The sequence below is a fragment of the Pseudomonas sp. MWU13-2517 genome (assembly GCF_023242545.1).
Classification (GTDB): domain Bacteria; phylum Pseudomonadota; class Gammaproteobacteria; order Pseudomonadales; family Pseudomonadaceae; genus Aquipseudomonas.
On sequence record NZ_JALMFA010000002.1, the window covers coordinates 61,207 to 85,575 of the forward strand.

The following is a 24,369-nucleotide window of genomic DNA, read 5'->3' on the forward strand; positions in this document are numbered from 1 at the left end:
TCAATCGATACGTTGAAGGATCAGTATGATCGCTGGGCGGGAAAGTGTCGGTGGTGTGTCAGATCAATTGACAAGCGGGGTGCGCTTTCCTAGGGTTCGCCCATTCTTTTTACAAGACGACTCAATCATGACTGATGGCGACCGTATCAAACTCGAACCCAGCTGGAAACACGCCCTGCGGGATGAGTTCGACAAACCGTACATGGCCCAGCTGCGCGAGTTTCTGCGCCAGGAGCATGCCGCCGGCAAGGAGATCTACCCGCCAGGCCCGCTGATTTTCAATGCGCTCAATTCCACGCCGCTGGACAAGGTCAAGGTAGTGATCCTCGGCCAGGACCCGTACCACGGGCCCGGTCAGGCCCATGGCCTGTGCTTCTCGGTGCAGCCGGGCGTGCCGACGCCGCCGTCGCTGGTCAACATTTATAAAGAGCTCAAGCGCGACCTGAACATCGACATCCCCAACCACGGCTGCCTGCAGAGCTGGGCCAACCAGGGCGTGCTGCTGCTCAACACCACCATGACCGTAGAGCGCGCCAATGCCAACGCCCATGCGGGCAAGGGCTGGCAGTTCTTTACCGACCGCATTATCGAAGTGGTCAGCGAGCATCAGCCGCATCTGGTGTTCCTGCTGTGGGGCGCGCATGCCCAGAGCAAGCAGAAGCTGATCGACGCCACCAAGCACCTGGTGCTGACCTCGGTACACCCGTCGCCGTTGTCGGCGTATCGCGGGTTCCTGGGATGCGGGCACTTCAGCCGTGCCAACAAATTCCTCGAGCAAAATGGAGAAACGCCGATTGAGTGGCGATTACCTCCAATCTGAACCCGGAGCGGCCTGGGCTTAAAGCCTTACTCGAGCAATGGTGTTGTCGCCGCTGTTGGCGACATAGGCCATACGGCCATCACTGGTGCTGGAAATCCCCATGGGCCTGTTGAACCCCTCGAAGGTGCCGATGACGCTTTCGCTGGTGGTATCGAGGATACTGACCCGGTGACCTTGGGTTTCCGTGACGTAGGCCAGCCCGCGCATGCTATTGAACGTGATATCCCACGGCTGCAGCAGGTTGCTCAGGATTCGGCTTTGTCGGTTAGTGGTGGTGTCGCCTATGTAAATCTGATTGGCGCTCGGGTAAAGGATGTAGATGCGGGCGATGTAAGTTGCATGAGCGATAGTGGAGGGCTGGCTGGGAACTTGTGTATTGACGGTACTCACCAAACGATTGGTCCCTAGATGGACCGTGAACCAACTCGCGAACCCGTTGGCCAGGTGGGCTCGTGCATTCCCTGGTGCGATTGTGACGATGTCGGGCGCAGCGTTGAATCTCAGTTTGACGCGTTGCTGAGGATTGCTGATTTCAATGATATCCAGCTCGCCGGCGCGGTCTGGAGCATAAAGCCGCAACCCACTCGAGCTAATCGCAATGCCGTTGATGGAGATAAAGCCGCTCAACGTGTCGAGTACGTCAAAGGTAGTGGTACTGATCACCATGATGACAGGATTACCGGGGCGGTTCGCATAGCTGATATAGAGCCATGGGCGCGTCGGGTGCAGGACCATGCAGAGTGGAGCTCCGTGACCTTCAACCGTGTGGATGATGGCATTGCTTGCGGTATCGATGATCGTCACTGACTCACCGTTAGTGCTGGCAACATATAGACGTGTTCCGTCCACGTTGACCAATAGGCGGCTTGGTGTGTCGGTAAGGTGTACGACACCGATAATGCCTTCAGGCTCCACGTCGTCGTTTTGCTGCTGAGTGGGGTTGACGGTACGTTTCATAACCACTTCCTTTAATGGACCAGGCGGTTGGGTTGATTGAAACGACGGCACATCAGTATCGCTAGCTGTGAGAATTGACAGTTCCGACGAATGGATGTGGCCTGTCAGGGAAGGCGATCCCACCGCCTGAACAACGGCTCCGCCAGAAACAACACAAACAGCAACCGCATCACCTGCATCGCCGTCACCAAGGGCACCGACAATTGCAGGGTTTCGGCCGTCAGGCTCATCTCGGCAATGCCGCCGGGCATCATGCCCAAGGTCAGTGAGCGCAAGTCAAGGCCAGTCAATGCGCTCAAACCCACTGCAGCGACGGTCGCCAATGCCATGGTCAAGGCCGTGCCGATCAAGGTGCGCCCGATGAACGACGGCGCGCGGCGGAAGAACTGCCGGTTGAAGTGGCAACCCAGGCCGCTGCCAATCAGCCACTGGCCCATCTGGCTGCCGCCGTCGGGCAGGCCGATATGCAAGTCCCACACAACACTGGCGGTGGCGCTCACCAGCAACGGCCCGAACAGCCATGGGTTCGGCTGGCGCAAACGCTGCCAGCCCCAGGCCATCAGCGCGCCAATCGGAAACAGCATCAGTAACCAGGGCCAGCTCACCGGCGCCGGATGAAACTGTGGCGTGCCACCCTCCAGCACATATTTGAAGATCGCCGGTACACACAGCACCACCACCAGTACCCGCAAGCTCTGCCCGGCCGCGACCCGGCTGAGTACCGCGCCGTTGCGTGCGCCGAGGTTGACCATCTCACCGGAGCCGCCCGGCATGCTGGAGAAAAACGCGGTGGCGCGGTCTTCGCCGCTGCGGCGCATCAACCACACGCCCACGATGCTCGACAGGCTGGTGACCAACGCGCCGAAGAAGATCAGCCCGAAGTGGCTCATCACCTGTTCGATCACCACCGGGGTGAAGTGCAGGCCGATGCCGATGCCGACCACCCATTGCCCGCATTTGCGCCCGCCGGGGATCTCCGCCAGTTGCCACGGTGTAAGGCAGCGCACCAGGATGATCGCCAGCAGCGAGCCGACCATATACGGCAAAGGCCAGCCGACAAGGCTGGCCAGGTAACCGCCGGCCAGGCCGACCAGCGGTGTTCCCCACCAATGTTTAAAGGTGGCTTCAGACATCGGCCACGGCACGACGCTGCAGGGCACGTTTGCGGTAGATACGCACCAGCGGGAAGGCCAGCATCAGCGCAGTCAGCACCCACACACCGAAGGTGATCGGGCTCGACCAGAGGATGTCCAGCGCCCCGTTGGAGATCGACAGCGCGCGGCGCAGGTTCTGTTCCATCAGGCCGCCGAGGATAAAACCCAGCAATACGGGCGATAGCGGGAAGTCGAGCTTGCGCAGGATGTAGCCGAAGATACCGATACCGATCATCAGGAAGAGATCGAACGTGGTGGCATGCACGGCGTACACACCGATCGCGGTGATAATGGCGATCACGGGCACCAGCGCCCAGTTCGGTACGGCGAGGATGCGCGTGAAGATGCGGATCATCGGGATGTTGAGGATCACCAGCATGATATTGGCGATAAACAACGACGCGATCAGGCCCCAGACGATGTCGGGTTGCTGTTGGAACAGCAGCGGGCCCGGGGTGATGTTGTACAGCGACAGGGCGCCGATCATCACCGCCGTAGTGCCCGAACCGGGTACGCCCAAGGTCAGCATCGGCACCAGGGCGCCGCAGGCGGAGGCGCCGATGGCGGTTTCCGGGGCCGCGAGGCCGCGCATGTCACCCTGGCCGAACTTGCCGCCGGCACCGGCCATGCGTTTTTCGGTCATGTAGGCAACGGCGGACGCCAAGGTAGCACCGGCACCGGGCAGCACGCCCATGATGAACCCGAGCAAGCCGCAACGGATATTCACCGCGAACACCGCGCCGGCTTCCTTGAGGTTGAATAGCATGCGCCCGGTGGCTTTGACCGCTTCCTGGCCACGGTGGGTTTTTTCCAGCAACAACAGGATCTCGCTGATGGAGAACAGGCCGAGCACCAGCACCACGAACTGAATGCCATCGGTGAGGTGGATGTTGTCACCGGTAAAGCGGTACACGCCGCTGTTGGCGTCGATGCCCACCGCCGAGAGGAACAGGCCGATCAGCGCCGCGACAAAGGTTTTCAACGGTTTGTCACCGGCCATGCCGCCGAGGCAGACAATCGCGAACACCATCAGTACGAAATATTCCGCCGGGCCGAAGGCAATCGCCCATTTGGCCAGCAGCGGTGCGAACAACACCATGCCGCAGGTAGCGATGAACGCACCGATGAACGAACTCCAGGCGGACAACGACAACGCCACACCGGCAAGGCCTTTACGGGCCATCGGATAACCGTCGAGGGTGGTCATCACGGTAGAGGCTTCGCCCGGGATGTTGAGCAGGATCGAGCTGATACGCCCGCCGTATTCGCAACCCAGGTACACGGCGGCCAGCAGGATCAACGCCGACTCGGGCGGCAGGCCCAGGGCGAAAGCGATGGGGATCAACAGCGCCACGCCGTTGATCGGGCCCAGGCCCGGTAACAGGCCGACCACGGTGCCGATCAGAGTGCCGCACAGCGCGGTCACCAGGTTGTAGGGGCTCAGCGCGACGCCGAAGCCCTGGCCCAAATAGCCGAAAGTATCCATATCAGTTCTCCAGAACGTCGAGCAGACCGAGGGGCAGCGGTACGTCCATGGCTTTATCGAACAACAGATAAAGGCCGACGCTCATCAAGGTGATGATCACCGCACCGGGCAACCAGCGGCCGCCATACAGCCGTGCCATCGGAATACCGATCAACATGCTGCTGAGGATGAAACCCAGGGATTCGAAGGTGCCGGCAAAGACCAGCAACAGGGCCACGCAGATACCGATCTTGATCAGCGTCTGGCGGTCCAGCGCGGGTTCTTCTTCCGTGTGTTTGGTCGGCTGTGGGCGAAAGAGCATGTAGAGCAGGCCCAGGCTCATCAGCCCGAGCATCAGCAGCGGGTAGGCCCGCGGCCCGACCGGCTCGTAGGAAAACGACGCCTGATACGGCCAGGCCATCAGGGCTAATCCCGCGCAGACCAGCAGCATCACCGAGGCGAAAATGCGTTGTAAGAGCATGTGGAACTCCTGGGCCGTGCCCTCGTTCATGAGGGCACGGCCGTGCAAAAGAGGGGCGATTACTGGATCAGGCCGAACTCTTTGGCCAGCACTTTGTAGTCAGCTACCTGTTTCTTCACGTAGGTGTCCAGCTCCGGGCCGGTCATGGCGAACGGGAACAGCTCGCGCTGGTCACGCAGCTTGGCGAACTCTTCGGAGGCCAGCAGTTTGTCGAAGGCCTCCTTCCACCAGGCGTAGTCGGCATCGCTGACTTTTGGCCCGAGGTAGAAGCCCCGCACTACGGGCCAGACAATGTCGTAGCCTTGCTCTTTGGCGGTCGGAATGTTCTTCATTTCCGGCTCGTCCAGGCGCTGCTCGGAGAACACCGCCAGCAGCCGCATGTCGCCGCTCAAGATGTGCGGCATGGAATCGGAGATGTCGGTACTGCCCACCTGAATGTGACCACCGAGCAGAGCCGTGGCGATTTCGCCGCCGCCTTCGAGTGCCACATAACGCAGCTCGCGCGGGTTGATCCCGGCGGCCTTGGCGATCAGCGCGGTTTGCATCCAGTCCTGGCTGCCGACGGTGCCGCCGGAACCGATGACCACGCTGCCCGGGTCTTTCTTCAGGGCTTTGACCAGATCGTCGAGGGTCTTGTAGGGCGAATCGCTTTTCACTGCGATGGCTCCGTAGCTGGTGCCCACCGCCGCCAGCCAACGCACGGCACTCTCATCGAAGCGACCGAACTTGCCTTGCGCCAGGTTCAACAGCGAACCGCTGGACCAGGCGACCAGCGTACCGGCATCTGCAGGGCGCTGAGCCACCACCGCGTTGTAGGCGACCGCGCCCACGCCGCCGGGCATGTAGGTCACGCGCATGGGTTTGCTCAGCAGCTTTTCGTTGACCAGCGCGCTTTGCGCCAATTTGCAGGTCAGGTCAAAACCGCCACCGGGGGAAGCCGGGGCGATACATTCCGGGCGTTTGGGTTCGTCGGCCAGTAGTTGACCGGCGAACAGCATGCAGCCGGCGGCAAGGGCCAATTTACGCAATGAAAAGGTCATGGGTATCTCCGTCGTTGTTGTTATGAGCTTTTTGACTACCAAAGCGCCACGCTGTAGCTGACCAGCAGGCGCACTTCATCCGCATCACGGGCCGAATAGTTGGAACGGTACGTGGCATTGCGCAGGCGCACGGCGAGGTCCTTGAACGTACCGCTTTGCACCACGTAGCGGATCTCGCTGTTGCGTTCCCACTCTTTGCCGGTCTCGCCGTTCCTGAGCTTGATATTGTCGCCTGACAGGTAACGGCTCATGAAGCTCAGGCCGGGAATCCCCAGCTTGGCGAAGTCGTAGTCGTAGCGCGCCTGCCAGGAGCGTTCTTCGGCGCCGGCAAAGTCGTTGATCTGGACGAAGTTGACCAGGTACGGATCGCTGCCATCCACGTAGGGAAAAGCGCTGTCGCCGGACATGTGCTGGTAACCGGCGCTGAGCTTATGGCCATTGAGGGCATAGCTGAACAGGCCGTTGAGGGAGGTGTTGTCGATTTTGCCGCCGCGGGCGGCACCGGTGTCATCGCTGATGGCCAGGCGCAGGTCGGCGCCAACGGTGCCGGGGCCCATCGGACGCGAGGCGACCAGGCCGAGGAAGTGCTGGCGGTAGACGTCATCCAGTTGGGCGAAGTGGTAGCTGCCGGTGATCTTGTCGGCGAATGTGTAGTCGACACCGCCGAAATTGAAGTGCTTGCCGGTGGCGCCACTGACGAAACGGCTGTTCTTATTGTTGAGGGCGATGTCTTCGTAGTCGGTGGAGTCGCGGTCCTTGGCTTTGTCCAGGCGGCCACCGGTGAACACGAGGTTCTTGAACTCCTTGGACGTCAGCAGGCCGCCATTGAACGTCTGCGGCAGGATGCGACCGTCGTTGGGCTTGAGGATCGGCAGCTCGGGCATCAGTGCACCGACTTTCAGCTCGGTGGCGGAGATCTTCACTTTGCCGGTCAGGCCGAGCTTGGAGTACTCGTCGACCGCGCGACCGTCATCGGTGGGCAACAGGCCGGTGCCGGTGCGATCGGGGCTGGAGTCGAGCTTGACCCCGAGCATGCCCAGCGCATCCACACCAAAGCCGACGGTGCCGTCGGTGTAGCCCGATTGCAGGTTGAGCATGAAGCCCTGGGCCCATTCGTCACGCTTGGATTGCTGGGCGCTGGTGCCGTCGCGAAAATCGCGGTTGAAGTACATGTTGCGGGTTTCCAGGGTCGCGCTGCTGTCTTCGAAGAAGGCGGCCTGGCTGACCGGGGAAAAGCCGGCAAGGGCGGCGGCGCTGGTCAGGGCGGTTCGGGTCAGGCGGGAAAAACGCACAGGCGGGCGAGCCTGGGGCTGTGTCGACAGCATCGTTGTGTACTCCGTTATTGTTCTTATTTTGGCGAAAACGCTTCGAGGCGTTTTTCGGGCGTTGCGAGTCAGGCAACTGGGTGGGCATAGACCACCGAGGTTGGATGCTAAAGGGCGAACCTTTCACTAACCTTTCAGTTGTCTTTCAGTGTTTTCGGGCTTCACAGGCTATGCGGCGCCTGTAAACTGCCCCGCAAAGCGTGGCGCCGACCATGCCCGTATAAGGTGGAAATCCATGCGTGTCCTCTTGGTTGAAGACCATTTGCAACTCGCCGAAAGTGTCGCCCAGGCGCTCAAGAGCACAGGGTTGACCGTCGATGTGCTGCACGATGGGGTGGCCGCGGACCTGGCCTTGAGCAGCGAGGACTATGCGGTAGCGGTCCTCGATGTCGGGTTGCCGCGCATGGACGGTTTCGAGGTGCTGGCACGCTTGCGGGCGCGCGGTAAAAACCTGCCGGTGCTGATGCTGACGGCGCGCAGTGACGTAAAGGACCGCGTGCATGGCCTGAACCTGGGGGCCGACGACTACCTCGCCAAACCCTTTGAACTGACGGAGCTGGAAGCACGGGTAAAGGCGCTGCTGCGCCGCAGCGTACTCGGCGGCGAGCGCCAGCAGACCTGCGGCGTGCTGGTCTACGACCTGGATACGCGGCGGTTCACGGTGGGGGGCGAACTGATGACGTTGACCTCTCGCGAGCAAGCGGTATTGGAGGCCTTGATTGCACGCCCGGGCCGCGTGATGAGCAAGGAGCAACTGGCTTCCCAGGTGTTCGGCCTCGACGAAGAAGCCAGCCCCGATGCGATCGAAATCTACGTGCACCGCCTGCGCAAGAAGCTTGATGGCCAACCCATTGCCATCGTGACTTTCCGCGGCCTGGGGTATTTGCTGGAAGCACGTGATGCATAAGCCCAGCAGCCTGCGTTGGCGGTTGCTGTGGAACCTGGCGCTGCTCTTGGTGGTGTTGATGCTCGCCAGTGGCATGAGTGCCTACTGGAATGGGCGCGAAGCCGCCGACACTGCGTATGACCGCACGCTGCTGGCCTCGGCGCGGACGATCGCCGCCGGGTTGACCCAGGTCGATGGCACGCTCAGCGCCAATGTGCCGTATGTGGCTTTGGATACCTTTGCCTACGACAGCGCCGGGCGCATTTATTATCAGGTCAACGACATTGATCAGAAGCTGATCTCCGGCTACGAACACCTTCCCGGACCACCGCCCGGCACGCCGCGCACCGATGATTACCCCGCCTTGGCGCGCTTCTACGATGCAAAGTACCAGGGCCAGCCGGTGCGGGTGGTGAGCCTGCTCAAGGCGGTGTCGGAACCGAATATGAACGGCATGGCGGAAATCCGCGTCGCCGAGACGGAGGAAGCCCGCGTCGCCATGGCGCGCAGCCTGATGGCCGATACCTTACTGCGCTTGGGCATGCTGGCTATCGGCGCGTTGCTGCTGGTGTGGTTTGCGGTGAGCGCGGCGCTGCGCCCGCTGGAGCGTCTGCGCACGGCGGTGGAGGAGCGTCAGCCCGACGACTTGCGGCCGCTGCCGCTGGTGGAGGTGCAGCATGAGTTCGGCCCACTGGTGCGTTCGATCAACCACTTCACTGAACGTCTGCGCGGTCAGTTCGAGCGCCAGGCGCAGTTCATTGCCGACGCTTCCCACGAGTTGCGTACGCCGTTGGCCGCACTGAAGGCCCGACTGGAACTGGGCCTGCGTGCCGAAGACCCCGGCACCTGGCGCAGCACCCTGGAGGCCGCCGCCCAGGGCACCGACCGCCTGACTCACTTGGCCAACCAATTGTTGTCCCTGGCGCGTATTGAAAACGGTGCCCGGGCAATTGCCGAGGGGGGCGCGCAGTTACTCGACCTTAGCCAGTTGGCGCGGGAACTGGGCATGGCCATGGCGCCGTTGGCGCATGCGCGGGGCGTCGCCCTGGCGCTGGAAGCCGATGAGCCGGTGTGGCTGCGCGGCGAGCCTACATTGTTGAACGAGCTGCTGAGTAACCTGGTGGACAACGCACTCGCCCACACCCCACCCGGCGGCAACGTGATTCTGCGGGTCACGGCCCCGGCGGTGCTTGAGGTCGAGGATGACGGGCCAGGTATCCCGCTCGATGAGCGGGACCGGGTTTTCGAGCGCTTTTATCGCCGTAGCCAGCAGGGCGTGGGTTCAGGGCTGGGGTTGGCGATTGTTGGGGAGATCTGCCGGGCGCATCTGGCGCAGATCAGTTTGCACGACGGTGAATCAGCGGGGTTGAAAGTGCGGGTGAGTTTTATCGCGGGGTGATCAGTAAAACATTGAGCGCGCTTCATCCAGCTCTGCACGCAGGGCATCGCTGTAGGGATCCAGGCGTAGCTTCTTCATGGCCGGCAATGTCGATACCGGTACATCAGCCAGCGGGTGGTCGGTGCCTCGATGACAATACAGGGCGGCGACTTGCACCAGGTCGATGTAGTCCAGCTTCGGCGAGTCGCGCTCCAGGTCCAGGTATTGCCCCGGCAGGCTGGCCAGCATCTCCGGGAACTCCCAGACGCGCAGCAGTTTGTCCCCGAGCACGGGGTGAATGCTGTCGATTACGTGATTAAGGCTGACCGGGTCCGCGAGCAGCTCGTAGTGGTCTTCGGCATAGGTGAGGATCGGCAGCACGCCGATCTGATGCACCAGCCCGCCGAGGGCGGCCTGGTCCGGCTTCAGCTGGCTGTGGCTGCGGCACAGGGTATAGCTGACGCCTGCCACTTCCAGGCTGCGTCGCCAGACTTCGCGCATTTTCAGTTCGACCACTTCGGAGCGGGCGTGAAAGATCTGCTCCATCACCAGGCCGATGGCCAGGTTGCTGCTGTAGTTGGTGCCCAGCCGGGTGATGGCGGTATGCAGGTCGGTGACTTCCTGGGTTGCGCGCAACAGGGGGCTGTTGACCACTTTGATCAGCCGCGCCGACAAAGCGGTATCGCGACCGATCACTTTGCTCAAGTGGCTGATGCTGATATCCGGGTCTTCGGCGGCTTGGCGAATCTTCAGGGCCACTTCCGGTAATGTCGGCAGAACCAGGTCATCGTTGTCGATGGCCTTTACCAAAGCCTGTTGAACTTTTTCCGCCAGCTTGTTCATTCATGCTCTCTAGGGTGCTGCAAAAGGTACGGCGATTAACGCTGGATCTCTTTATCGCGATCCAATAGGTAGGGCAGGTCGAGCAGTTGCAGGCCGGGGCCTTCCAGGGTGCCTGAGCGGATATCGCCGCCGTCGGCAGCTTCGGCTTGCAACACGGCCAGAAGTTCAACGCCCTGGTCAGCTTTTGCCGCGATCACGACTTCGCCGATCGAACTGTTGTGGTTGGGAGAGAACAGTGGGGTGCCAGGCTCGGGCAGTTCGGCCGCATTGAGACTCAGGCGATACAGGCGTCGTTTGAGCTTGCCCAGGTACTGCATGCGCGCGACGATTTCCTGGCCGGTGTAGCAGCCTTTCTTGAAGCTGACGCCGCCTACGGCTTGCAGGTTGAGCATTTGCGGAATGAACAGCTCGCGGGTTTGTGGCATGACCTGGCCAATGCCTGCACGGATCTGGCCGAGCAACCATTCATTCAGGCCGGCTTCTTTCAACTGTGCGCTCAATTGCGTACGTATGGCTTCGGCCTGGTCTGCAGGGACCCAGAGTTCGGCGCGGTTGGGGGAGACACGAATGGCGATCAGCGAATCGGTACGCACGACGCTGTCGGTTTCGGCAGGCAATGGAAGGCCGAGGCTGGCCAGGGCCTGGTCCGCATCTGTCAGACCAAAGCGTGCCCACGCGGCACTTTCGTCAGTGAGTTTGGATTTGGAGAACACCGCGTACTTTTTCAGGTCAGCCAGTTGCGGTTCGAGCAATTCGGTGGCCATTGCCAGAAGCACGCCGTCGCCTTGCAGCAGGATGCGAAAGCTCGACTGCATACGCCCTTTCTGTGTGCAGCGCGCGCCGAGGCTTGCTTGAGTGTCGCTCAGGTAATTGAGGTTGCAGGTCAGTTGCCCTTGCAGGAACTTGGCAGCGTCGGCGCCGCGGACGGCGAGTACGCCTTCGTGGGACAGGGGGCAGAAAAAAGCAGAGTCAGCCATGGGTCATCGCAGGTCAAAAAGTCATGGGTGCATCATAGAGGGGCGCCCGGCAAATGGATAGTTTCCATAAGAGGCGACCAAAGCCGACTGTTCCACTGCCGTCGGGCCTGTATACTTGCCGCCTATTTGAGGAGCGCTCCATGGTCGAAGATGTAGAAATCAATCGCCTCTACTGGCACAGCCGCCGCGGCATGCTGGAGCTGGATGTGTTGTTGGTGCCGTTTACCAAAGAGGTATACGCGACGCTCAACCAGGTAGATCGTGACCTCTACGTCAGGCTGTTGACGTGCGAAGACCAGGACATGTTCGGCTGGTTCATGGAGCGCAACGAGTCGCAAGACCCGGAGCTGCAGCGCATGGTTCGGATGATCCTGGATCGTGTCCAGCCCAAATAGTCGCTTCGAATGCCGCTGGCGGCCCTCCCGGCTGCTGCTGGCGGCGTATCTTCTTGCCCAGTTGTTCGCGCTGGGGAGTTGGCCGGTTCTCGATCTGCCTTATTCAAGCCTTGGCATGCTGTTGTGCCTGGCTCACGCCGCCTGGGTGTTACCGCGACACATCCTGTTGACTCACCGTTCGTCGGTGCGAGGTCTGCGCCGTGACGAAGACGGCTGGCACCTGTTCAGTGATGAGCGCGGCTGGCACCGTGTGCAACTGCGGCCCGACAGCCTGGCATTGCCGTTGGTCGTGGTGCTGCGTTACCGCGTGCCGGGTGAGTGGCGCGTGCGTTCACTCTGTGTACCGAGGGACGCGCAGGGCGCCGATGTGCATCGGCGTCTGCGGGTGCGCCTCAAGTTCAGCCGCCGTAGGTGGTTGGCACCAGGATAGTGTCGCGGGCTTCGGGCAGCATCTGCGGGTAGTCAAGCGTGTAGTGCAGGCCCCGGCTTTCCTTGCGCTCCATGGCGGAGCGGATCATCAGTTCCGCGACTTGGGCCAGGTTGCGCAATTCGATCAGGTCGCGGCTGACCTTGTAGTTGCTGTAGAACTCGTCGATCTCATCCAGCAACAGCCGCACCCGGTGTTGTGCCCGTTGCAGGCGTTTATTGGTGCGCACGATTCCCACGTAGTCCCACATGAAGCGCCGCAACTCATCCCAGTTGTGGGCGATGATCACATCTTCGTCCGAGTCGGTAACCTGGCTGGCGTCCCAGCGGGGCAGGGCGGCGGGCACCGCGATACGTGGCAACTGCTCCAGTATGTCGGCCGCCGCCGAGCGCGCGTAGACGAAGCATTCAAGCAGCGAATTGCTGGCCATGCGGTTGGCACCGTGCAGGCCGGTGAAGCTGGTTTCGCCGATCGCATACAGGCCCGGCACATCGGTGCGGCCATGCTGGTCGACCATTACGCCACCACAGGTGTAGTGCGCCGCCGGCACCACCGGGATCGGGCCTTGGGTGATGTCGATATTGAAGGTCAGGCAGCGTTCGTAGACCGTCGGGAAGTGGGTCTTGATGAAGGCTTCGGGCTTGTGGCTGATGTCCAGGTAGACGCAGTCGATGCCCAGGCGCTTCATTTCATGGTCGATCGCGCGGGCGACGATATCCCGTGGCGCCAGTTCGGCGCGCGGGTCGAAGCGCTGCATGAAGCGCTCGCCATTTGGCAGTTTCAGGTGCGCGCCTTCACCGCGCAGGGCTTCGGTGATCAGGAAACTCTTGGCCTGGGGGTGGTACAGGCAAGTGGGGTGGAACTGGTTGAACTCCAGGTTGGCCACGCGACAGCCGGAGCGCCAGGCCATGGCAATGCCGTCACCGCAGGCACCGTCAGGGTTACTGGTATAGAGGTACACCTTGGCTGCACCGCCGGACGCGAGGACGGTGAAGCGTGCGCCGTAGGTGTCGACCTCGCCGCTGGCACGGTTGAGCACATAGGCGCCGAGGCAACGTTCGCCTTCCAGGCCCAGGCGTTTTTCGGTGATCAGGTCTACGGCGACGCGTTGCTCCAACAGTTCGATGTTGGGGCGTTGGCGCGCCTGGTCGAGCAATGTCTTGAAGATCGCAGCACCGGTGGCGTCGGCGGCATGGATGATGCGTCGGTGGCTGTGGCCGCCTTCACGGGTCAGGTGGAACTCGAATCCGCCATCATCGTTGCCCGCCTGCTCGTCACGCGTGAACGGCACGCCTTGATCGATCAACCATTGAATGGCTTCACGGCTATGTTCGACGGTAAAGCGCACCGCCTCTTCATTGCACAGGCCGCCGCCGGCGTTGAGGGTGTCTTCAACGTGGGATTGCACCGTGTCGGTGTCGTCCAGCACGGCAGCGACACCGCCCTGGGCCCAGAAGGTCGAGCCGTTGGCCAGGTCGCCCTTGCTCAGTACTGCAATGCGCAAATGGCTGGGCAGGGTCAGCGCAAGACTTAAACCGGCCGCGCCGCTGCCGATCACCAGGACATCGTGTTGAAATTGTTGGCTCATTGGAAGGATTCCGCAAAAAGCGATCCGAGAGGCTGGCGCGAACAGGACGCCTGGATCGGCGAATCAAAGGGTCACACGGGCCACTAGTATATAGAGGGGGGGAGCGGCACAATAGCCGGGCATTCGTGGCAATATGAGATTGCCTTGTATGACGCGGCTGAAAGCAGCCGGTTATTGAAATGGGAACTTTTAGCAGCAGATCCGACTCAATAGCAGGTTGCCCGAAAGCTGGGAAACGTTGAGTTTATTGGCCCGTCGGGAGCATTGGACGCGTCAGGAAACCGACGACAAGATTATTCGCGCAGCCGGCGTTGCCCGTGCTGCGTTTTTCGTGTGTGCCAAATCAGTGCGCGCCGGAAACTTGCTTGAAAGGGGAGAACTTTTGCGAAAAGCCCGAGTCTATGTTTGCAAGCCTGGTCGTTTAGTTATGCAAGCCTCCTTCAAGTACAACGAGGAGTGTTCATGCTAACCCAGGAAGAGGATCAGCAGCTGGTCGAGCGCGTTCAGCGCGGTGACAGGCGTGCGTTTGATCTGCTAGTGCTGAAATATCAGCACAAAATTCTCGGGTTGATCGTGCGATTCGTGCACGACACCCATGAAGCGCAGGACGTAGCACAGGAAGCCTTTATCAAGGCATACCGTGCGCTAGGCAATTTCCGCGGTGATAGTGCGTTCTACACGTGGCTATATCGCATCGCCATTAACACGGCGAAGAACTATCTGGTGTCTCGCGGCCGCCGCCCACCTGATAGCGATGTAAGTTCAGAAGATGCTGAATTCTACGATGGTGATCATGGTCTGAAGGATCTCGAGTCGCCGGAGCGTGCACTGTTGCGCGACGAGATCGAGGGCACCGTTCATCGCACAATTCAGCAGCTACCAGAAGATTTGCGTACGGCGTTAACTTTACGTGAATTCGATGGTCTGAGTTACGAAGACATTGCGAGCGTCATGCAATGTCCGGTGGGGACTGTAAGGTCACGGATTTTCCGGGCCCGGGAAGCCATCGACAAAGCCTTGCAACCGTTGTTGCAGGAAAACTAAAGACAGCGGCGACAGCCAAGAGAGGAACCGCCATGAGTCGTGATGCCCTGCAGGAATCGCTGTCCGCAGTGATGGATAACGAAGCGGATGAACTGGAACTTCGTCGAGTGCTCAACGCATTTGATGATGCCGAAACCCGTGATACCTGGTCTCGTTACCAAGTCGCTCGGGCGGTGATGCACAAGGATCTACTAATCCCTCGTTTGGATATTGCTGCGGCCGTTTCTGCTGCACTGGCTGATGAAGCCGTTCCGGCAAAAGCTGCTCGGGGACCATGGCGCAGCCTGGGTCGCCTGGCTGTGGCTGCCTCGGTGACTGTGGCTGTATTGGCGGGTGTTCGCCTTTACAACCAGGACGAGATCGCCGGCAATGAACTGGCCCAACAGGCTCAGCAACCGGTCATGGCAGGTCCGCAAGTCAAGGGTCCAGCTGTACTGGCCGGCTACAAGGAAAGCTCCGACGCCACCGGCCCTATGGCCAACGGTGTGCTTCAAGGGCAATCCGGCTGGCAGGATCAGCGCCTTCCAGGCTACCTGCGTCAACACGCACAGGAGTCTGCCTTGAAAGGTACTGAAAGCGCTCTGCCTTACGCACGTGCTGCAAGCCTGGAAAACCGTTGAACCGCTGAGGAGCCCTATGCGCGCCATACCGCTCCTTACGCTTTTGCTCAGCAGCTGGTTTGCACTATCCGCCCACGCCGATGAAGCTCAAGACTGGCTGACTCGACTTGGGCGGGCAGAGCAGCAGCAAAGCTTCGAAGGTTCGTTCGTCTACGAGCGTAATGGCAGTTTTTCTACCCATAACATCTGGCATCGCGTCCAGGATGGTCAGGTTCGTGAGCGGTTATTACAGCTCGACGGTTCTGCCCAGGAAGTTGTGCGGGTAGATGGCCGTACTCAATGCGTCAGTGGCACACTCGTCGCAGGCCTTGGGAATTCGCGTGACGCCTCGGCTGCGCGTGCTCTCGATCCACAAAAACTCACTCCACTTTACGAACTGACAGTTATCGGTAAATCCCGCGTGGCCGGTCGTAATGCGGTGATTGTCTCGGTCACGCCACGGGACCAATACCGCTATGGTTTCGAGCTGCATCTGGATCGTGAAACGGCGTTGCCACTCAAATCGTTGCTGCTCAACGATCAGGGACAGTTGTTGGAGCGCTTTCAGTTCACCCGCCTGAATACGTCGGTGACACCTTCTGATCGCGATCTGCAGCCAAGCAGCGAATGCACACCTATCGCCCTCTCTAAAAGCAACGCGCCAGAAGTGCCCGCAAGTCAGGCATGGCATCTGAATTGGTTACCACCTGGTTTTCAGCTCACCAGCAGTACCGCACGCCAGGATGCCCACACCAAATCCACGATTGACAGCTTGATGTATGACGACGGTCTTGCGCGCTTCTCGGTATTTCTCGAGTCGACAGACGGCGCGAACGTGAGCGAAACCCGCACTCAGCTGGGGCCCACGGTTGCCGTGTCGCGGCGCCTGAACACGGTGGACGGTGAGGTGATGGTGACGGTTGTCGGCGAAATCCCCATCGGCACTGCCGAACGCATTGCGCTGTCGGTGCGCGGTGAAAAGGTTGCCACCCAGCCGTGAGTTGTTAATCCTATGTTCATCCTGATCTTTCAATGTGAGCCCCTGCATGGTTGGGTGTTGAGAACATGAAATGTCCGGATCAGTATTTTCACTTGCAAAAAATCCCCATGTTTTTTATAGGTCAGGGTTTGTCGATCCTGGCCTTGTTTTGTTCGCGGAACAAAAATGCCTGTCGTAGCTTTCGGCGTTTCTTGAACCCTGTCGCTCAACCCTGCTCGTCGTAACGGGAGCTGTATGTCGATACCACGTTTGAAGTCTTACTTGTCCATAGTCGCCACGGTGCTGGTGCTGGGTCAGGCTGTGTCCGCGCAAGCGGCTGAACTGCCTGACTTCACCCAACTGGTGGAGCAGGCCTCGCCTGCCGTGGTGAACATCAGTACCACGCAAAAATTGCCCGAGCGCAAAGTCTCGAACCAGCAGATGCCGGACCTCGAGGGGCTGCCGCCGATGCTGCGCGAGTTCTTCGAGCGCGGTATGCCGCAGCAACGTTCCCCACGTGGCGGCGGCGGTGGCCAGCGCGAAGCGCAGTCCCTGGGCTCGGGTTTCATTATTTCGCCCGATGGCTACATCCTCACCAACAACCATGTGATTGCCGATGCTGACGAGATCCTCGTGCGCCTGGCCGACCGCAGTGAGTTGAAAGCCAAGCTGATCGGCACGGACCCACGTTCCGACGTGGCCTTGCTGAAAATCGATGGCAAGGATTTGCCTGTGCTGAAACTGGGCAAATCCCAGGACCTGAAAGCCGGGCAGTGGGTCGTGGCAATCGGTTCGCCATTCGGCTTTGACCATACCGTCACCCAGGGCATCGTCAGTGCCATTGGCCGTAGCCTGCCGAACGAAAACTACGTGCCGTTCATCCAGACCGACGTGCCGATCAACCCGGGTAACTCCGGCGGTCCGCTGTTCAACCTGGCGGGCGAGGTAGTGGGTATCAACTCGCAGATCTACACCCGCTCCGGTGGCTTCATGGGCGTGTCCTTCGCGATTCCTATCGATGTAGCCATGGACGTTTCCAACCAGCTCAAGAGCGGTGGCAAAGTCAGCCGTGGCTGGTTGGGGGTCGTGATCCAGGAGGTTAACAAAGACCTGGCTGAATCCTTCGGCCTCGACAAGCCGGCCGGCGCACTGGTCGCGCAGATTCAGGACGACGGCCCGGCTGCCAAAGGCGGGCTGCAAGTAGGCGACGTGATCCTGAGCATGAATGGCCAGCCGATCATTATGTCCGCCGATTTGCCGCACCTGGTTGGTGCTCTGAAAGCGGGCAGCAAAGCCAAGCTGGAAGTTATTCGTGATGGCAAGCGTCAAACCATCGAGCTGACCGTTGGTGCTATCCCTGATGAGAATGCCACCCTCGACGCGCTGGGCAATGCCAAGCCAGGCGTTGAGCGCAGCAGCAACCGCCTGGGCATTGCGGTGGCTGAGCTGACCGCCGAGCAGAAGAAGAGCTTCGACCTCAAGGGCGGCGTTGTGATCAAGGAAGTCCAGGACGGCCCAGCTGCCTTGATCGGCCTGCAACCGGGCGATGTGATCACCCACCTGAATAACCAGGCGATCAACTCCACCAAGGAATTCACCGACATCGCCAAGGCGTTGCCGAAGAATCGCTCGGTGTCGATGCGTGTCCTGCGTCAGGGGCGTGCCAGCTTCATCACGTTCAAACTGGCAGAGTAATGCTCTAGCCTATTAAAAAGCCCCGCTTTCGTTTAACGGAGGCGGGGCTTTTTTGTGGGCGATGGGTTTACCCCATCATCCCTTTTACCAAACGTTCCTGTTCAATCAATTCACGTTGGCGTGCATCGATACGCGAGGACAACGGGAAGTTGCTGCCGGCCCGGCGCTTGGCAAAGTCCAACTGCTGAATGGCCTGCGTGAAGTCACCGACCAAGGCAAAGTACTCGGCGCGGGCCTGATGCAAACCGATGATATTGCCGGATAAACCGCGTGTCTCGGCAACCTGGTACCACACATCGGGGTCATCGGGACGGGATTTGAGCAGGCCATCCAAGGCTTTTTCCGCGTCCGCGGTACGGTTCTGCTTGAGCAGCAAGTCCACGCGCACCTGATTCAGCGGATAGTTGCCAGGGTATTGGATGAGCATCCGGTCCGTGCGTTGCTGGGCGTCCGGCAGGCGATTGTTGGTGATATCCAACTCGATCTGCGCCAGGTTGTAGGTGATGTCGTTGGGCGACTTGGCCAGTAGGGGGGCCAGGTTTTCTCGGGCCTCCTTGAGCTTGGTACCCTTGATCTGGGCAATAGCCAGGCCATAGCGCGCCACGTCGTTTTTTGGATTCTCGTCCAGTTGTGCCTGAAAGCGCTTGGCGGCGAGGCCCGGGGTATCTTCGTATTGCAGCTGTACGCGCGCGCGGATTAATTGATAGCGCAAGCTGTCTTCCGTGCCGCCGGGCTTGGCTTGCTCGGCGCGGTTGCGGGTGTCGGCAATCCGCGACTCGGTAACCGGGTGAGTCAACAGGAACTCCGGCGGCTTGGCGTCAAAACGGTATTGGCGCATCAGCCGTTCGAACATGGTGGGCATCGAACGCGGGTCATAACCGGCTTTTTCCAGATTGAGGATGCCGATACGGTCGGCCTCCTGTTCGTTCTGGCGCGAGAACCGGCGCTGCTCCTGGATGGCCGCCGCCTGGCTGCCGGCAATGGCGGCAATACCGGCGTCACCTGCGCCTGCTGCCGCAGCGATGATACCGCCGAGCAGGGCGGCCATCATCGGGATCTGCATACGCGACTGCGCTTCTACGCCCCGTGCAAAGTGACGCTGGGACAAGTGAGCCAATTCGTGGGCCAATACCGATGCATACTCACCTTCGGTCTGGGCATTTAGGAACAGTCCGCCGTTGACCCCGACAATCCCACCAGGCGCGGCAAAGGCGTTGAGTTGGGGGCTATTGATCAGGATGAACTCCAGGCGCCGATCATTGACCTGGCTGGTCTCCACCAGTTTGTACACGCTGGTTTCGACATAGTCCTTGAGCTGTGGGTCGTTGAGCTGCGAGACCTGACCGCGCAGGTAAGCAAGCCAGGCGCGACCCAATTGGAATTCCTGTTGTGGCGAGACAATGGCAGAACTGGCGTCGCCAAGTGACGGCAGGTCGTCAGCGAAGCCCGGAGAGGCCAGCAAGCAAGCCAGCGTCAGCAGGGTAGGGCGCAAAAAAGTCATGCACAGAGCCTTTCGACAAAGAGCTTACTGTATCCGGACACTGAGCTTCGGACCAGATATTCTAAGCGGCCCCAACGCTTGTTCGGAGTAAAACCATGACCGACGCTGTAGCCTTTGATGCGGAACTTGACGCCAGTGGCCTCAATTGCCCGCTGCCCCTGCTCAAGGCCAAGTTGGAACTCAACCAGTTGGCCAGCGGCGCGGTTCTCAAGGTGACTGCCACGGACGCCGGTTCCCAACGAGATTTCCGGACATTTGCCAAACTGGCCGGCCACACCTTGCTGCACGAAGAAGACCTTGACGGTGTGTACCGTTACTGGTTGCGCAAAGCTTGAACCGTTCGTTCATACCACCCGAGGTTGATTGATGTTCAAAGTGTTACGAGACTGGATTCAGCGCTACTTCTCTGATGAAGAAGCCGTGGTGCTGGCCGTCCTGCTGTTCCTGGCTTTTACGGCCGTGCTCACCTTGGGCGGCATGCTGGCGCCCGTACTGGCAGGGATGGTGCTGGCGTACCTGATGCAGGGGCTGGTTACCACCCTGGAACGTTTGCGCTTACCAGGTGGTGTGGCAGTCGGGTTGGTGTTTGCCTTGTTTATGGGCTTGCTGGTGGTGTTCATCGTGGTAGTGCTGCCGCTGCTGTGGCATCAGATGATCACCCTGTTCAACGAGTTGCCGGGGATGCTGGCCAAGTGGCAATCGTTGTTGCTGTTGTTGCCTGAGCGCTATCCGCATTTGGTGTCGGATGAGCAGGTGTTGCAGGCTATTGAAGTGGCGCGTGGCGAGATCGGAAAATTCGGGCAGTGGGCGCTGACGTTTTCTCTGTCCAGCCTGCCTTTGTTGGTCAACATCATGATCTACCTGGTGCTGGTGCCGATCCTGGTGTTTTTCTTCCTCAAGGACCGCGAGATGATCGGCCGCTGGGTGCGCGGGTACCTGCCGCGTGAACGGGCACTGATTACCCGGGTGGCCGAGGAGATGAACCGCCAGATTGCCAACTACATTCGCGGCAAGGTGATTGAGATCGTCATCTGCGGGGGCGTTACCTACATCGCCTTTGTTGCCCTCGGGCTGAACTACGCGGCGTTACTGGCGCTGCTGGTGGGCGTGTCTGTGGTGGTGCCCTATGTCGGCGCAGTGGTGGTGACGGTGCCCGTGATGTTGATCGCTTTGTTCCAGTGGGGGTGGAGCGACCAGTTCATCTACCTGATGGCGGTGTACGGCATTATCCAGACCCTGGATGGCAATGTGCTGGTGCCGCTGCTGTTCTCGGAGGCCGTCAACCTGCACCCGGTGGCGATCATATGCGCAGTGCTGTTATTCGGTGGGCTGTGGGGATTCTGGGGCGTGTTCTTTGCGATTCCCCTGGCGACGCTGTTCAAGGCGGTGCTGGACGCGTGGCCGCGAAAGGAGCCGGTGGTGGCGCCGTTGTTGTAACGGTGGGGCCGTGTGTGGCGAGCAAGCGCTCGCCACACCCAGTCTGCTCTTATGCCTTGTCCAGCGCCTGAGCCGCCGCCAGCACCGCATCCACATGGCCTGGCACTTTCACACCACGCCATTCCTGACGCAGCACGCCATTCTTGTCGATCAAAAAGGTGCTGCGATCGACACCCAGGTATTCCTTGCCGTACAGCTTCTTCAGCTTGATCACATCAAACAGCTGACAAACTGCTTCGTCCTTGTCGCTGATCAGCTCGAACGGGAATTCCTGCTTGCCCTTGAAGTTCTCATGGGACTTCACGCTGTCGCGCGACACGCCGAATACTTCAGTGTTGGCGGCCTTGAACGCTGCGTACTGGTCACGAAAACCCTGGCCTTCGGTGGTACAGCCAGGGGTGCTGTCCTTCGGATAGAAATAGATCACCACTTGCTTGCCCTTGAGGGCCGCGAGGCTGAAGGTCTGGCCGCTGGTGGCCTGGGCTTCGAAATCGGTCACGGGGGTATCGATGGCTACCGGCATGAGTACTTCCTTACATTGGGTTCTGTGGGCGCCATGGCTCGATCAGGGCGTCAAGGTTCAGGGCGTCGGCGAAATCCAGGAACTGGTCGCGCAGCCAACTGATCTGCACGCCCGCCGGCAGGGTGACGGTGAACGTGGCGTTGAGCATGGTGCCGCCGGTTTGGGGCGCCTGGTACGTGTCGCACGTCAGGTTCTCCAGTTCGACGTTATGGTCGATGAAGAACTGGCACAGCTCATTGACGATGTCCGAGCGATACGCCGAGCTGACATAAGCGACATAGGGCAGCGCCTGAGGGCGATTCTCCAATGCGGCACTGCGTACTACGTTGACGGTGAAGTCGTGCTTCTTGGCCAGGCCCGGCAAGCCGGTCTCCAGGCGCGCCAGGGCATCCCAGCTGCCGGAAATCTGCAGCACCAGTGCACTGCATTCGCCGTGGCGGGTCAGGCGGGAGGTCACGACGGCGCAGCGGTTCTCATGGCTGGCGCGGCACAGGACGTTGGTCAGCTCCATGGGGTTGGCGCCGAGGGCACTGATTACAAGGAATTGTTCGCGAACTGTGGGGGTGGACATGCAGCCTTCCTAAAGCGATGAGCGGTCGATACTGTGTGGCTGTATCGATCAAAGGATGAAGGGTAGCGAAAAGCGTCGCCAAGGGCTAGGAGGCGGCGTTTTCATTGCGTGACCGGTCGGGTTTCATCGTGCTTCAGGCCATGCTTTGGGCCAATGATGGCATTGCCCGTCGTTTAGTTGGTCCAGAACGCATCCTCAGACGGTACTTCGCTTGTGCAAGCATCTTGGCGCCAGTACCATTACGGCTCTCTTTTTCCGGCAGGAGCGGTTGCATGATTGCGGGCAGTATGGTGGCACTGGTCACACCCATGGATGCACAAGGTCATCTCGACTGGGACAGCCTTGGCAAACTGGTGGACTTCCACCTGCAAGAAGGCACCAATGCCATTGTTGCGGTCGGCACCACAGGTGAATCGGCGACCCTCGATGTGGAAGAACACATCCAGGTGATCGAGTTCGTGGTCAAGCGTGTCGCGGGCCGCATCGCCGTAATCGCCGGTACGGGCGCCAACTCGACGCGCGAAGCGATCGAGCTGACCAAAAACGCCAAGAAGGCCGGCGCCGACGCTTGCCTGCTGGTGACCCCGTACTACAACAAGCCAACCCAGGAAGGCCTGTACCAGCACTTTCGCGCCATCGCCGAAGCTGTCGAGATCCCGCAGATCCTCTACAACGTTCCGGGCCGTACCGCCTGCGACATGAAGGCTGAGACCGTGATCCGCCTGTCCACCGTGCCGAATATCATCGGCATCAAGGAAGCCACCGGCGACTTGCAGCGCGCCAAGGACATCCTGGCCGGCGTGAGCAGCGACTTCCTGGTGTATTCCGGTGACGACGCCACGGCTGTCGAGCTGATCCTGCTGGGCGGCAAGGGCAACATCTCCGTGACCGCCAACGTGGCCCCACGTGCCATGAGCGAAATGTGCGCCGCTGCCATCGCCGGTGATGCCGCGACCGCCCGTGCGATCCACGAGAAGCTGATGCCGCTCAACAAGACACTGTTTATTGAATCCAACCCTATTCCCGTGAAATGGGCGCTGACTGAAATGGGCATGATGCCGGACGGTATCCGTCTGCCGCTCACCCGTCTCAGCGAAGCCTGTCACGAACCGCTGCGACAGGCCCTGCGCCAGTCCGGCGTCCTGGTTTAATTGAGGAAGCACTACGCATGAAGCGATTGGCCGGACTTTCCGCACTTGCCTTGATTATCTCCAGCACCAGTGGCTGCGGTTGGATTTGGGGCCCGGAAGGCTACTTCCGCGACCGCGGCAGCGATTACCTGGACGCGCAAGCGACCAAGCCGATGCAGTTGCCGCCTGATGTCAATGTCGCCAAGCGCCTTGACCCACTGCTGCCGATTCCACGCAACGTTGCCGATGACACCGTCCAAGGTGAGTTCGTCGTGCCGCGCCCACAGCCGATCACCGCCGTGGCGGAAGCCAGCGATTACAGCCTGCAGAAGAGCGGCGACAACCGCTGGATCGTGGCTCAGCGCCCACCTGCCGAAGTCTGGCCGGTGGCGGTGCAGTTCTTCCAGGACAATGGTTTCCGTCTTGACCAGCAACGCCCGCAGACCGGTGAGTTCACCACTGCCTGGCAGCACGGCAGTGAACTGTCCGCCAACATGGCCCAGCGCCTGCAGGCCGGTGGTGTAGCGGCCGACAGCGAAGCCCGTGTGCGCGTGCGCATCGAGCCTGGCGTGCAGCGCAATACCAGTGAAGTGTATGTGGTCAGCGCCGAGCGTCCTGCCGGCAGCACGGCCAATGTCGATTTCACCAACCGCTCGGTCAACACCGGCGTTGATGCCGCTCTGGTCGACGAGATGCTGGCCAGCATGAGCCGTATCTCCGAGAAGGGCGGTTCGGTATCACTGCTTGCCGCGCGCGACTACGATACGCCTAACCGCGTCAGCCTCACCGAAGACGGCAGCGGCAACGTGGTGCTGAACCTGGGTGAAGACCTGGATCGTGCCTGGGCCAGTGTAGGTCGCGCGTTGGAGAAAGGCCCTTGGCGTGTTGAGGACATCAACCGCAGCCTGGGCCTGTACTACATCAACGTGGCTGAAAAGGCCGAGAAGAAAGACGACGAGCCAGGCTTCTTCGGCAAGTTGTTCGGCAGCAAGCCGACCAAGGAAGAGATCGAAACCCGTGCCGAGCGTTATCAGGTTCGTTTGAGCAAGGTTGGCGAAAGTGTCCAGGTCACCGTCGAGAAGAACATCAACACCGTCGCGCCGGCTGAAACAGCGCGCAAAGTGTTGGGCGTGATTCAGGACAACCTGGGCTGA

The 24,369-nt window shown here is 60.4% G+C and carries 25 protein-coding genes; 13 read left to right on the plus strand and 12 right to left on the minus strand.

The window, feature by feature from the left end; genetic code table 11:
• Nucleotides 1–127: 127 nt before the first annotated feature.
• The gene (ung, locus tag M5B97_RS02810) at nucleotides 128–820 is read left to right on the plus strand and encodes a uracil-DNA glycosylase (RefSeq protein WP_134657955.1); all 693 of its coding nucleotides are present in this window, start codon (nucleotides 128–130) and stop codon (nucleotides 818–820) included.
• 18 nt (nucleotides 821–838) lie between these two features.
• Here the strand turns inward: ung and M5B97_RS02815 are convergent, their stop codons facing one another.
• The 6 genes from M5B97_RS02815 to M5B97_RS02840 form a co-directional block, all read right to left on the minus strand.
• A complete protein-coding gene (locus M5B97_RS02815; protein ID WP_248730692.1) occupies nucleotides 839–1,777 on the minus strand; it encodes a hypothetical protein in 939 nt (312 codons plus the stop codon).
• 104 nt (nucleotides 1,778–1,881) lie between these two features.
• Nucleotides 1,882–2,910, minus strand: a complete 1,029-nt coding sequence (locus M5B97_RS02820; RefSeq protein WP_248730693.1) for an AbrB family transcriptional regulator — start codon at nucleotides 2,908–2,910, stop codon at nucleotides 1,882–1,884.
• Entirely contained in the window at nucleotides 2,903–4,417 is a 1,515-nt protein-coding gene (locus M5B97_RS02825) for a tripartite tricarboxylate transporter permease (RefSeq protein WP_123715019.1), read from the minus strand. Before M5B97_RS02825 ends, M5B97_RS02820 begins: the two co-directional genes overlap by 8 nt.
• A 1-nt stretch (nucleotide 4,418) precedes the next feature.
• Nucleotides 4,419–4,877, minus strand: coding sequence for a tripartite tricarboxylate transporter TctB family protein (locus M5B97_RS02830; protein WP_123715020.1), 459 nt, complete (start codon nucleotides 4,875–4,877; stop codon nucleotides 4,419–4,421).
• Between the two features lie 59 nt (nucleotides 4,878–4,936).
• Nucleotides 4,937–5,923 (minus strand): tripartite tricarboxylate transporter substrate binding protein, encoded by a 987-nt coding sequence (locus M5B97_RS02835; protein WP_167659658.1) that lies wholly within the window; start codon nucleotides 5,921–5,923, stop codon nucleotides 4,937–4,939.
• A gap of 29 nt (nucleotides 5,924–5,952) precedes the next feature.
• Nucleotides 5,953–7,242: an OprD family porin gene (locus tag M5B97_RS02840; protein WP_248730694.1), complete on the minus strand. Its 1,290-nt coding sequence runs from the start codon at nucleotides 7,240–7,242 to the stop codon at nucleotides 5,953–5,955.
• A 235-nt stretch (nucleotides 7,243–7,477) separates the two neighbouring features.
• On the opposite strand from M5B97_RS02840, the gene M5B97_RS02845 reads away from it, so the two are divergent.
• Both M5B97_RS02845 and M5B97_RS02850 read left to right on the plus strand, forming a co-directional pair.
• Entirely contained in the window at nucleotides 7,478–8,149 is a 672-nt protein-coding gene (locus M5B97_RS02845; protein ID WP_123715023.1) for a response regulator, read from the plus strand.
• A complete protein-coding gene (locus M5B97_RS02850; RefSeq protein WP_248730695.1) occupies nucleotides 8,142–9,527 on the plus strand; it encodes a sensor histidine kinase in 1,386 nt (461 codons plus the stop codon). The genes M5B97_RS02845 and M5B97_RS02850 overlap by 8 nt, the downstream gene beginning before the upstream one ends.
• Here M5B97_RS02850 and M5B97_RS02855 read toward each other — a convergent pair whose 3' ends face one another.
• Nucleotides 9,528–10,349: an HDOD domain-containing protein gene (locus M5B97_RS02855; RefSeq protein ID WP_248730696.1), complete on the minus strand. Its 822-nt coding sequence runs from the start codon at nucleotides 10,347–10,349 to the stop codon at nucleotides 9,528–9,530.
• A gap of 35 nt (nucleotides 10,350–10,384) precedes the next feature.
• Complete coding sequence (locus M5B97_RS02860; protein WP_248730697.1) at nucleotides 10,385–11,326, minus strand: folate-binding protein YgfZ; 942 nt, start codon at nucleotides 11,324–11,326, stop codon at nucleotides 10,385–10,387.
• 140 nt (nucleotides 11,327–11,466) lie between these two features.
• Between M5B97_RS02860 and M5B97_RS02865 the strand changes: the two genes are divergently transcribed.
• Complete coding sequence (locus tag M5B97_RS02865) at nucleotides 11,467–11,721, plus strand: succinate dehydrogenase assembly factor 2 (RefSeq protein WP_123715027.1); 255 nt, start codon at nucleotides 11,467–11,469, stop codon at nucleotides 11,719–11,721.
• Nucleotides 11,705–12,151, plus strand: a complete 447-nt coding sequence (locus M5B97_RS02870) for a protein YgfX (protein ID WP_248730698.1) — start codon at nucleotides 11,705–11,707, stop codon at nucleotides 12,149–12,151. The genes M5B97_RS02865 and M5B97_RS02870 overlap by 17 nt, the downstream gene beginning before the upstream one ends.
• Here M5B97_RS02870 and nadB read toward each other — a convergent pair.
• Complete coding sequence (gene nadB, locus M5B97_RS02875) at nucleotides 12,120–13,736, minus strand: L-aspartate oxidase (protein WP_123715029.1); 1,617 nt, start codon at nucleotides 13,734–13,736, stop codon at nucleotides 12,120–12,122. The genes M5B97_RS02870 and nadB overlap by 32 nt on opposite strands.
• A gap of 462 nt (nucleotides 13,737–14,198) precedes the next feature.
• Here nadB and rpoE point away from each other — a divergent pair, with 462 nt between their 5' ends.
• The 4 genes from rpoE (at nucleotide 14,199) to M5B97_RS02895 (ending at nucleotide 18,053) form a co-directional block, all read left to right on the plus strand.
• Nucleotides 14,199–14,780 carry an RNA polymerase sigma factor RpoE gene (rpoE, locus tag M5B97_RS02880; RefSeq protein ID WP_123715030.1) on the plus strand — a complete coding sequence of 194 codons (582 nt, stop codon included), beginning with the start codon at nucleotides 14,199–14,201 and terminating at the stop codon, nucleotides 14,778–14,780.
• 32 nt (nucleotides 14,781–14,812) lie between these two features.
• Nucleotides 14,813–15,400: an RseA family anti-sigma factor gene (locus tag M5B97_RS02885; protein ID WP_123715031.1), complete on the plus strand. Its 588-nt coding sequence runs from the start codon at nucleotides 14,813–14,815 to the stop codon at nucleotides 15,398–15,400.
• A 16-nt stretch (nucleotides 15,401–15,416) separates the two neighbouring features.
• On the plus strand, nucleotides 15,417–16,379 hold the full coding sequence (locus tag M5B97_RS02890) for a MucB/RseB C-terminal domain-containing protein (protein ID WP_248730699.1): 963 nt from the start codon (nucleotides 15,417–15,419) through the stop codon (nucleotides 16,377–16,379).
• A gap of 234 nt (nucleotides 16,380–16,613) precedes the next feature.
• Nucleotides 16,614–18,053, plus strand: coding sequence for a DegQ family serine endoprotease (locus M5B97_RS02895; protein WP_123715033.1), 1,440 nt, complete (start codon nucleotides 16,614–16,616; stop codon nucleotides 18,051–18,053).
• Nucleotides 18,054–18,120: 67 nt separating this feature from the next.
• Here the strand turns inward: M5B97_RS02895 and M5B97_RS02900 are convergent, their stop codons facing one another.
• The gene (locus M5B97_RS02900) at nucleotides 18,121–19,554 is read right to left on the minus strand and encodes a M48 family metalloprotease (protein ID WP_248730700.1); all 1,434 of its coding nucleotides are present in this window, start codon (nucleotides 19,552–19,554) and stop codon (nucleotides 18,121–18,123) included.
• 95 nt (nucleotides 19,555–19,649) lie between these two features.
• Here M5B97_RS02900 and M5B97_RS02905 point away from each other — a divergent pair, with 95 nt between their 5' ends.
• Together M5B97_RS02905 and M5B97_RS02910 are read left to right on the plus strand one after the other, a co-directional pair.
• Nucleotides 19,650–19,889, plus strand: coding sequence for a sulfurtransferase TusA family protein (locus tag M5B97_RS02905; RefSeq protein WP_123715034.1), 240 nt, complete (start codon nucleotides 19,650–19,652; stop codon nucleotides 19,887–19,889).
• A 31-nt stretch (nucleotides 19,890–19,920) separates the two neighbouring features.
• Nucleotides 19,921–20,991, plus strand: coding sequence for an AI-2E family transporter (locus M5B97_RS02910; protein ID WP_123715035.1), 1,071 nt, complete (start codon nucleotides 19,921–19,923; stop codon nucleotides 20,989–20,991).
• Between the two features lie 49 nt (nucleotides 20,992–21,040).
• Here the strand turns inward: M5B97_RS02910 and M5B97_RS02915 are convergent, their stop codons facing one another.
• Nucleotides 21,041–21,514: a peroxiredoxin gene (locus M5B97_RS02915; RefSeq protein ID WP_123715036.1), complete on the minus strand. Its 474-nt coding sequence runs from the start codon at nucleotides 21,512–21,514 to the stop codon at nucleotides 21,041–21,043.
• Between the two features lie 10 nt (nucleotides 21,515–21,524).
• Nucleotides 21,525–22,085, minus strand: coding sequence for a glycine cleavage system protein R (locus M5B97_RS02920; protein WP_003189463.1), 561 nt, complete (start codon nucleotides 22,083–22,085; stop codon nucleotides 21,525–21,527).
• 272 nt (nucleotides 22,086–22,357) lie between these two features.
• Here M5B97_RS02920 and dapA point away from each other — a divergent pair, with 272 nt between their 5' ends.
• Both dapA and bamC read left to right on the plus strand, forming a co-directional pair.
• On the plus strand, nucleotides 22,358–23,236 hold the full coding sequence (dapA, locus tag M5B97_RS02925) for a 4-hydroxy-tetrahydrodipicolinate synthase (protein WP_123715037.1): 879 nt from the start codon (nucleotides 22,358–22,360) through the stop codon (nucleotides 23,234–23,236).
• 17 nt (nucleotides 23,237–23,253) lie between these two features.
• Nucleotides 23,254–24,369: an outer membrane protein assembly factor BamC gene (gene bamC, locus M5B97_RS02930; protein ID WP_248730701.1), complete on the plus strand. Its 1,116-nt coding sequence runs from the start codon at nucleotides 23,254–23,256 to the stop codon at nucleotides 24,367–24,369.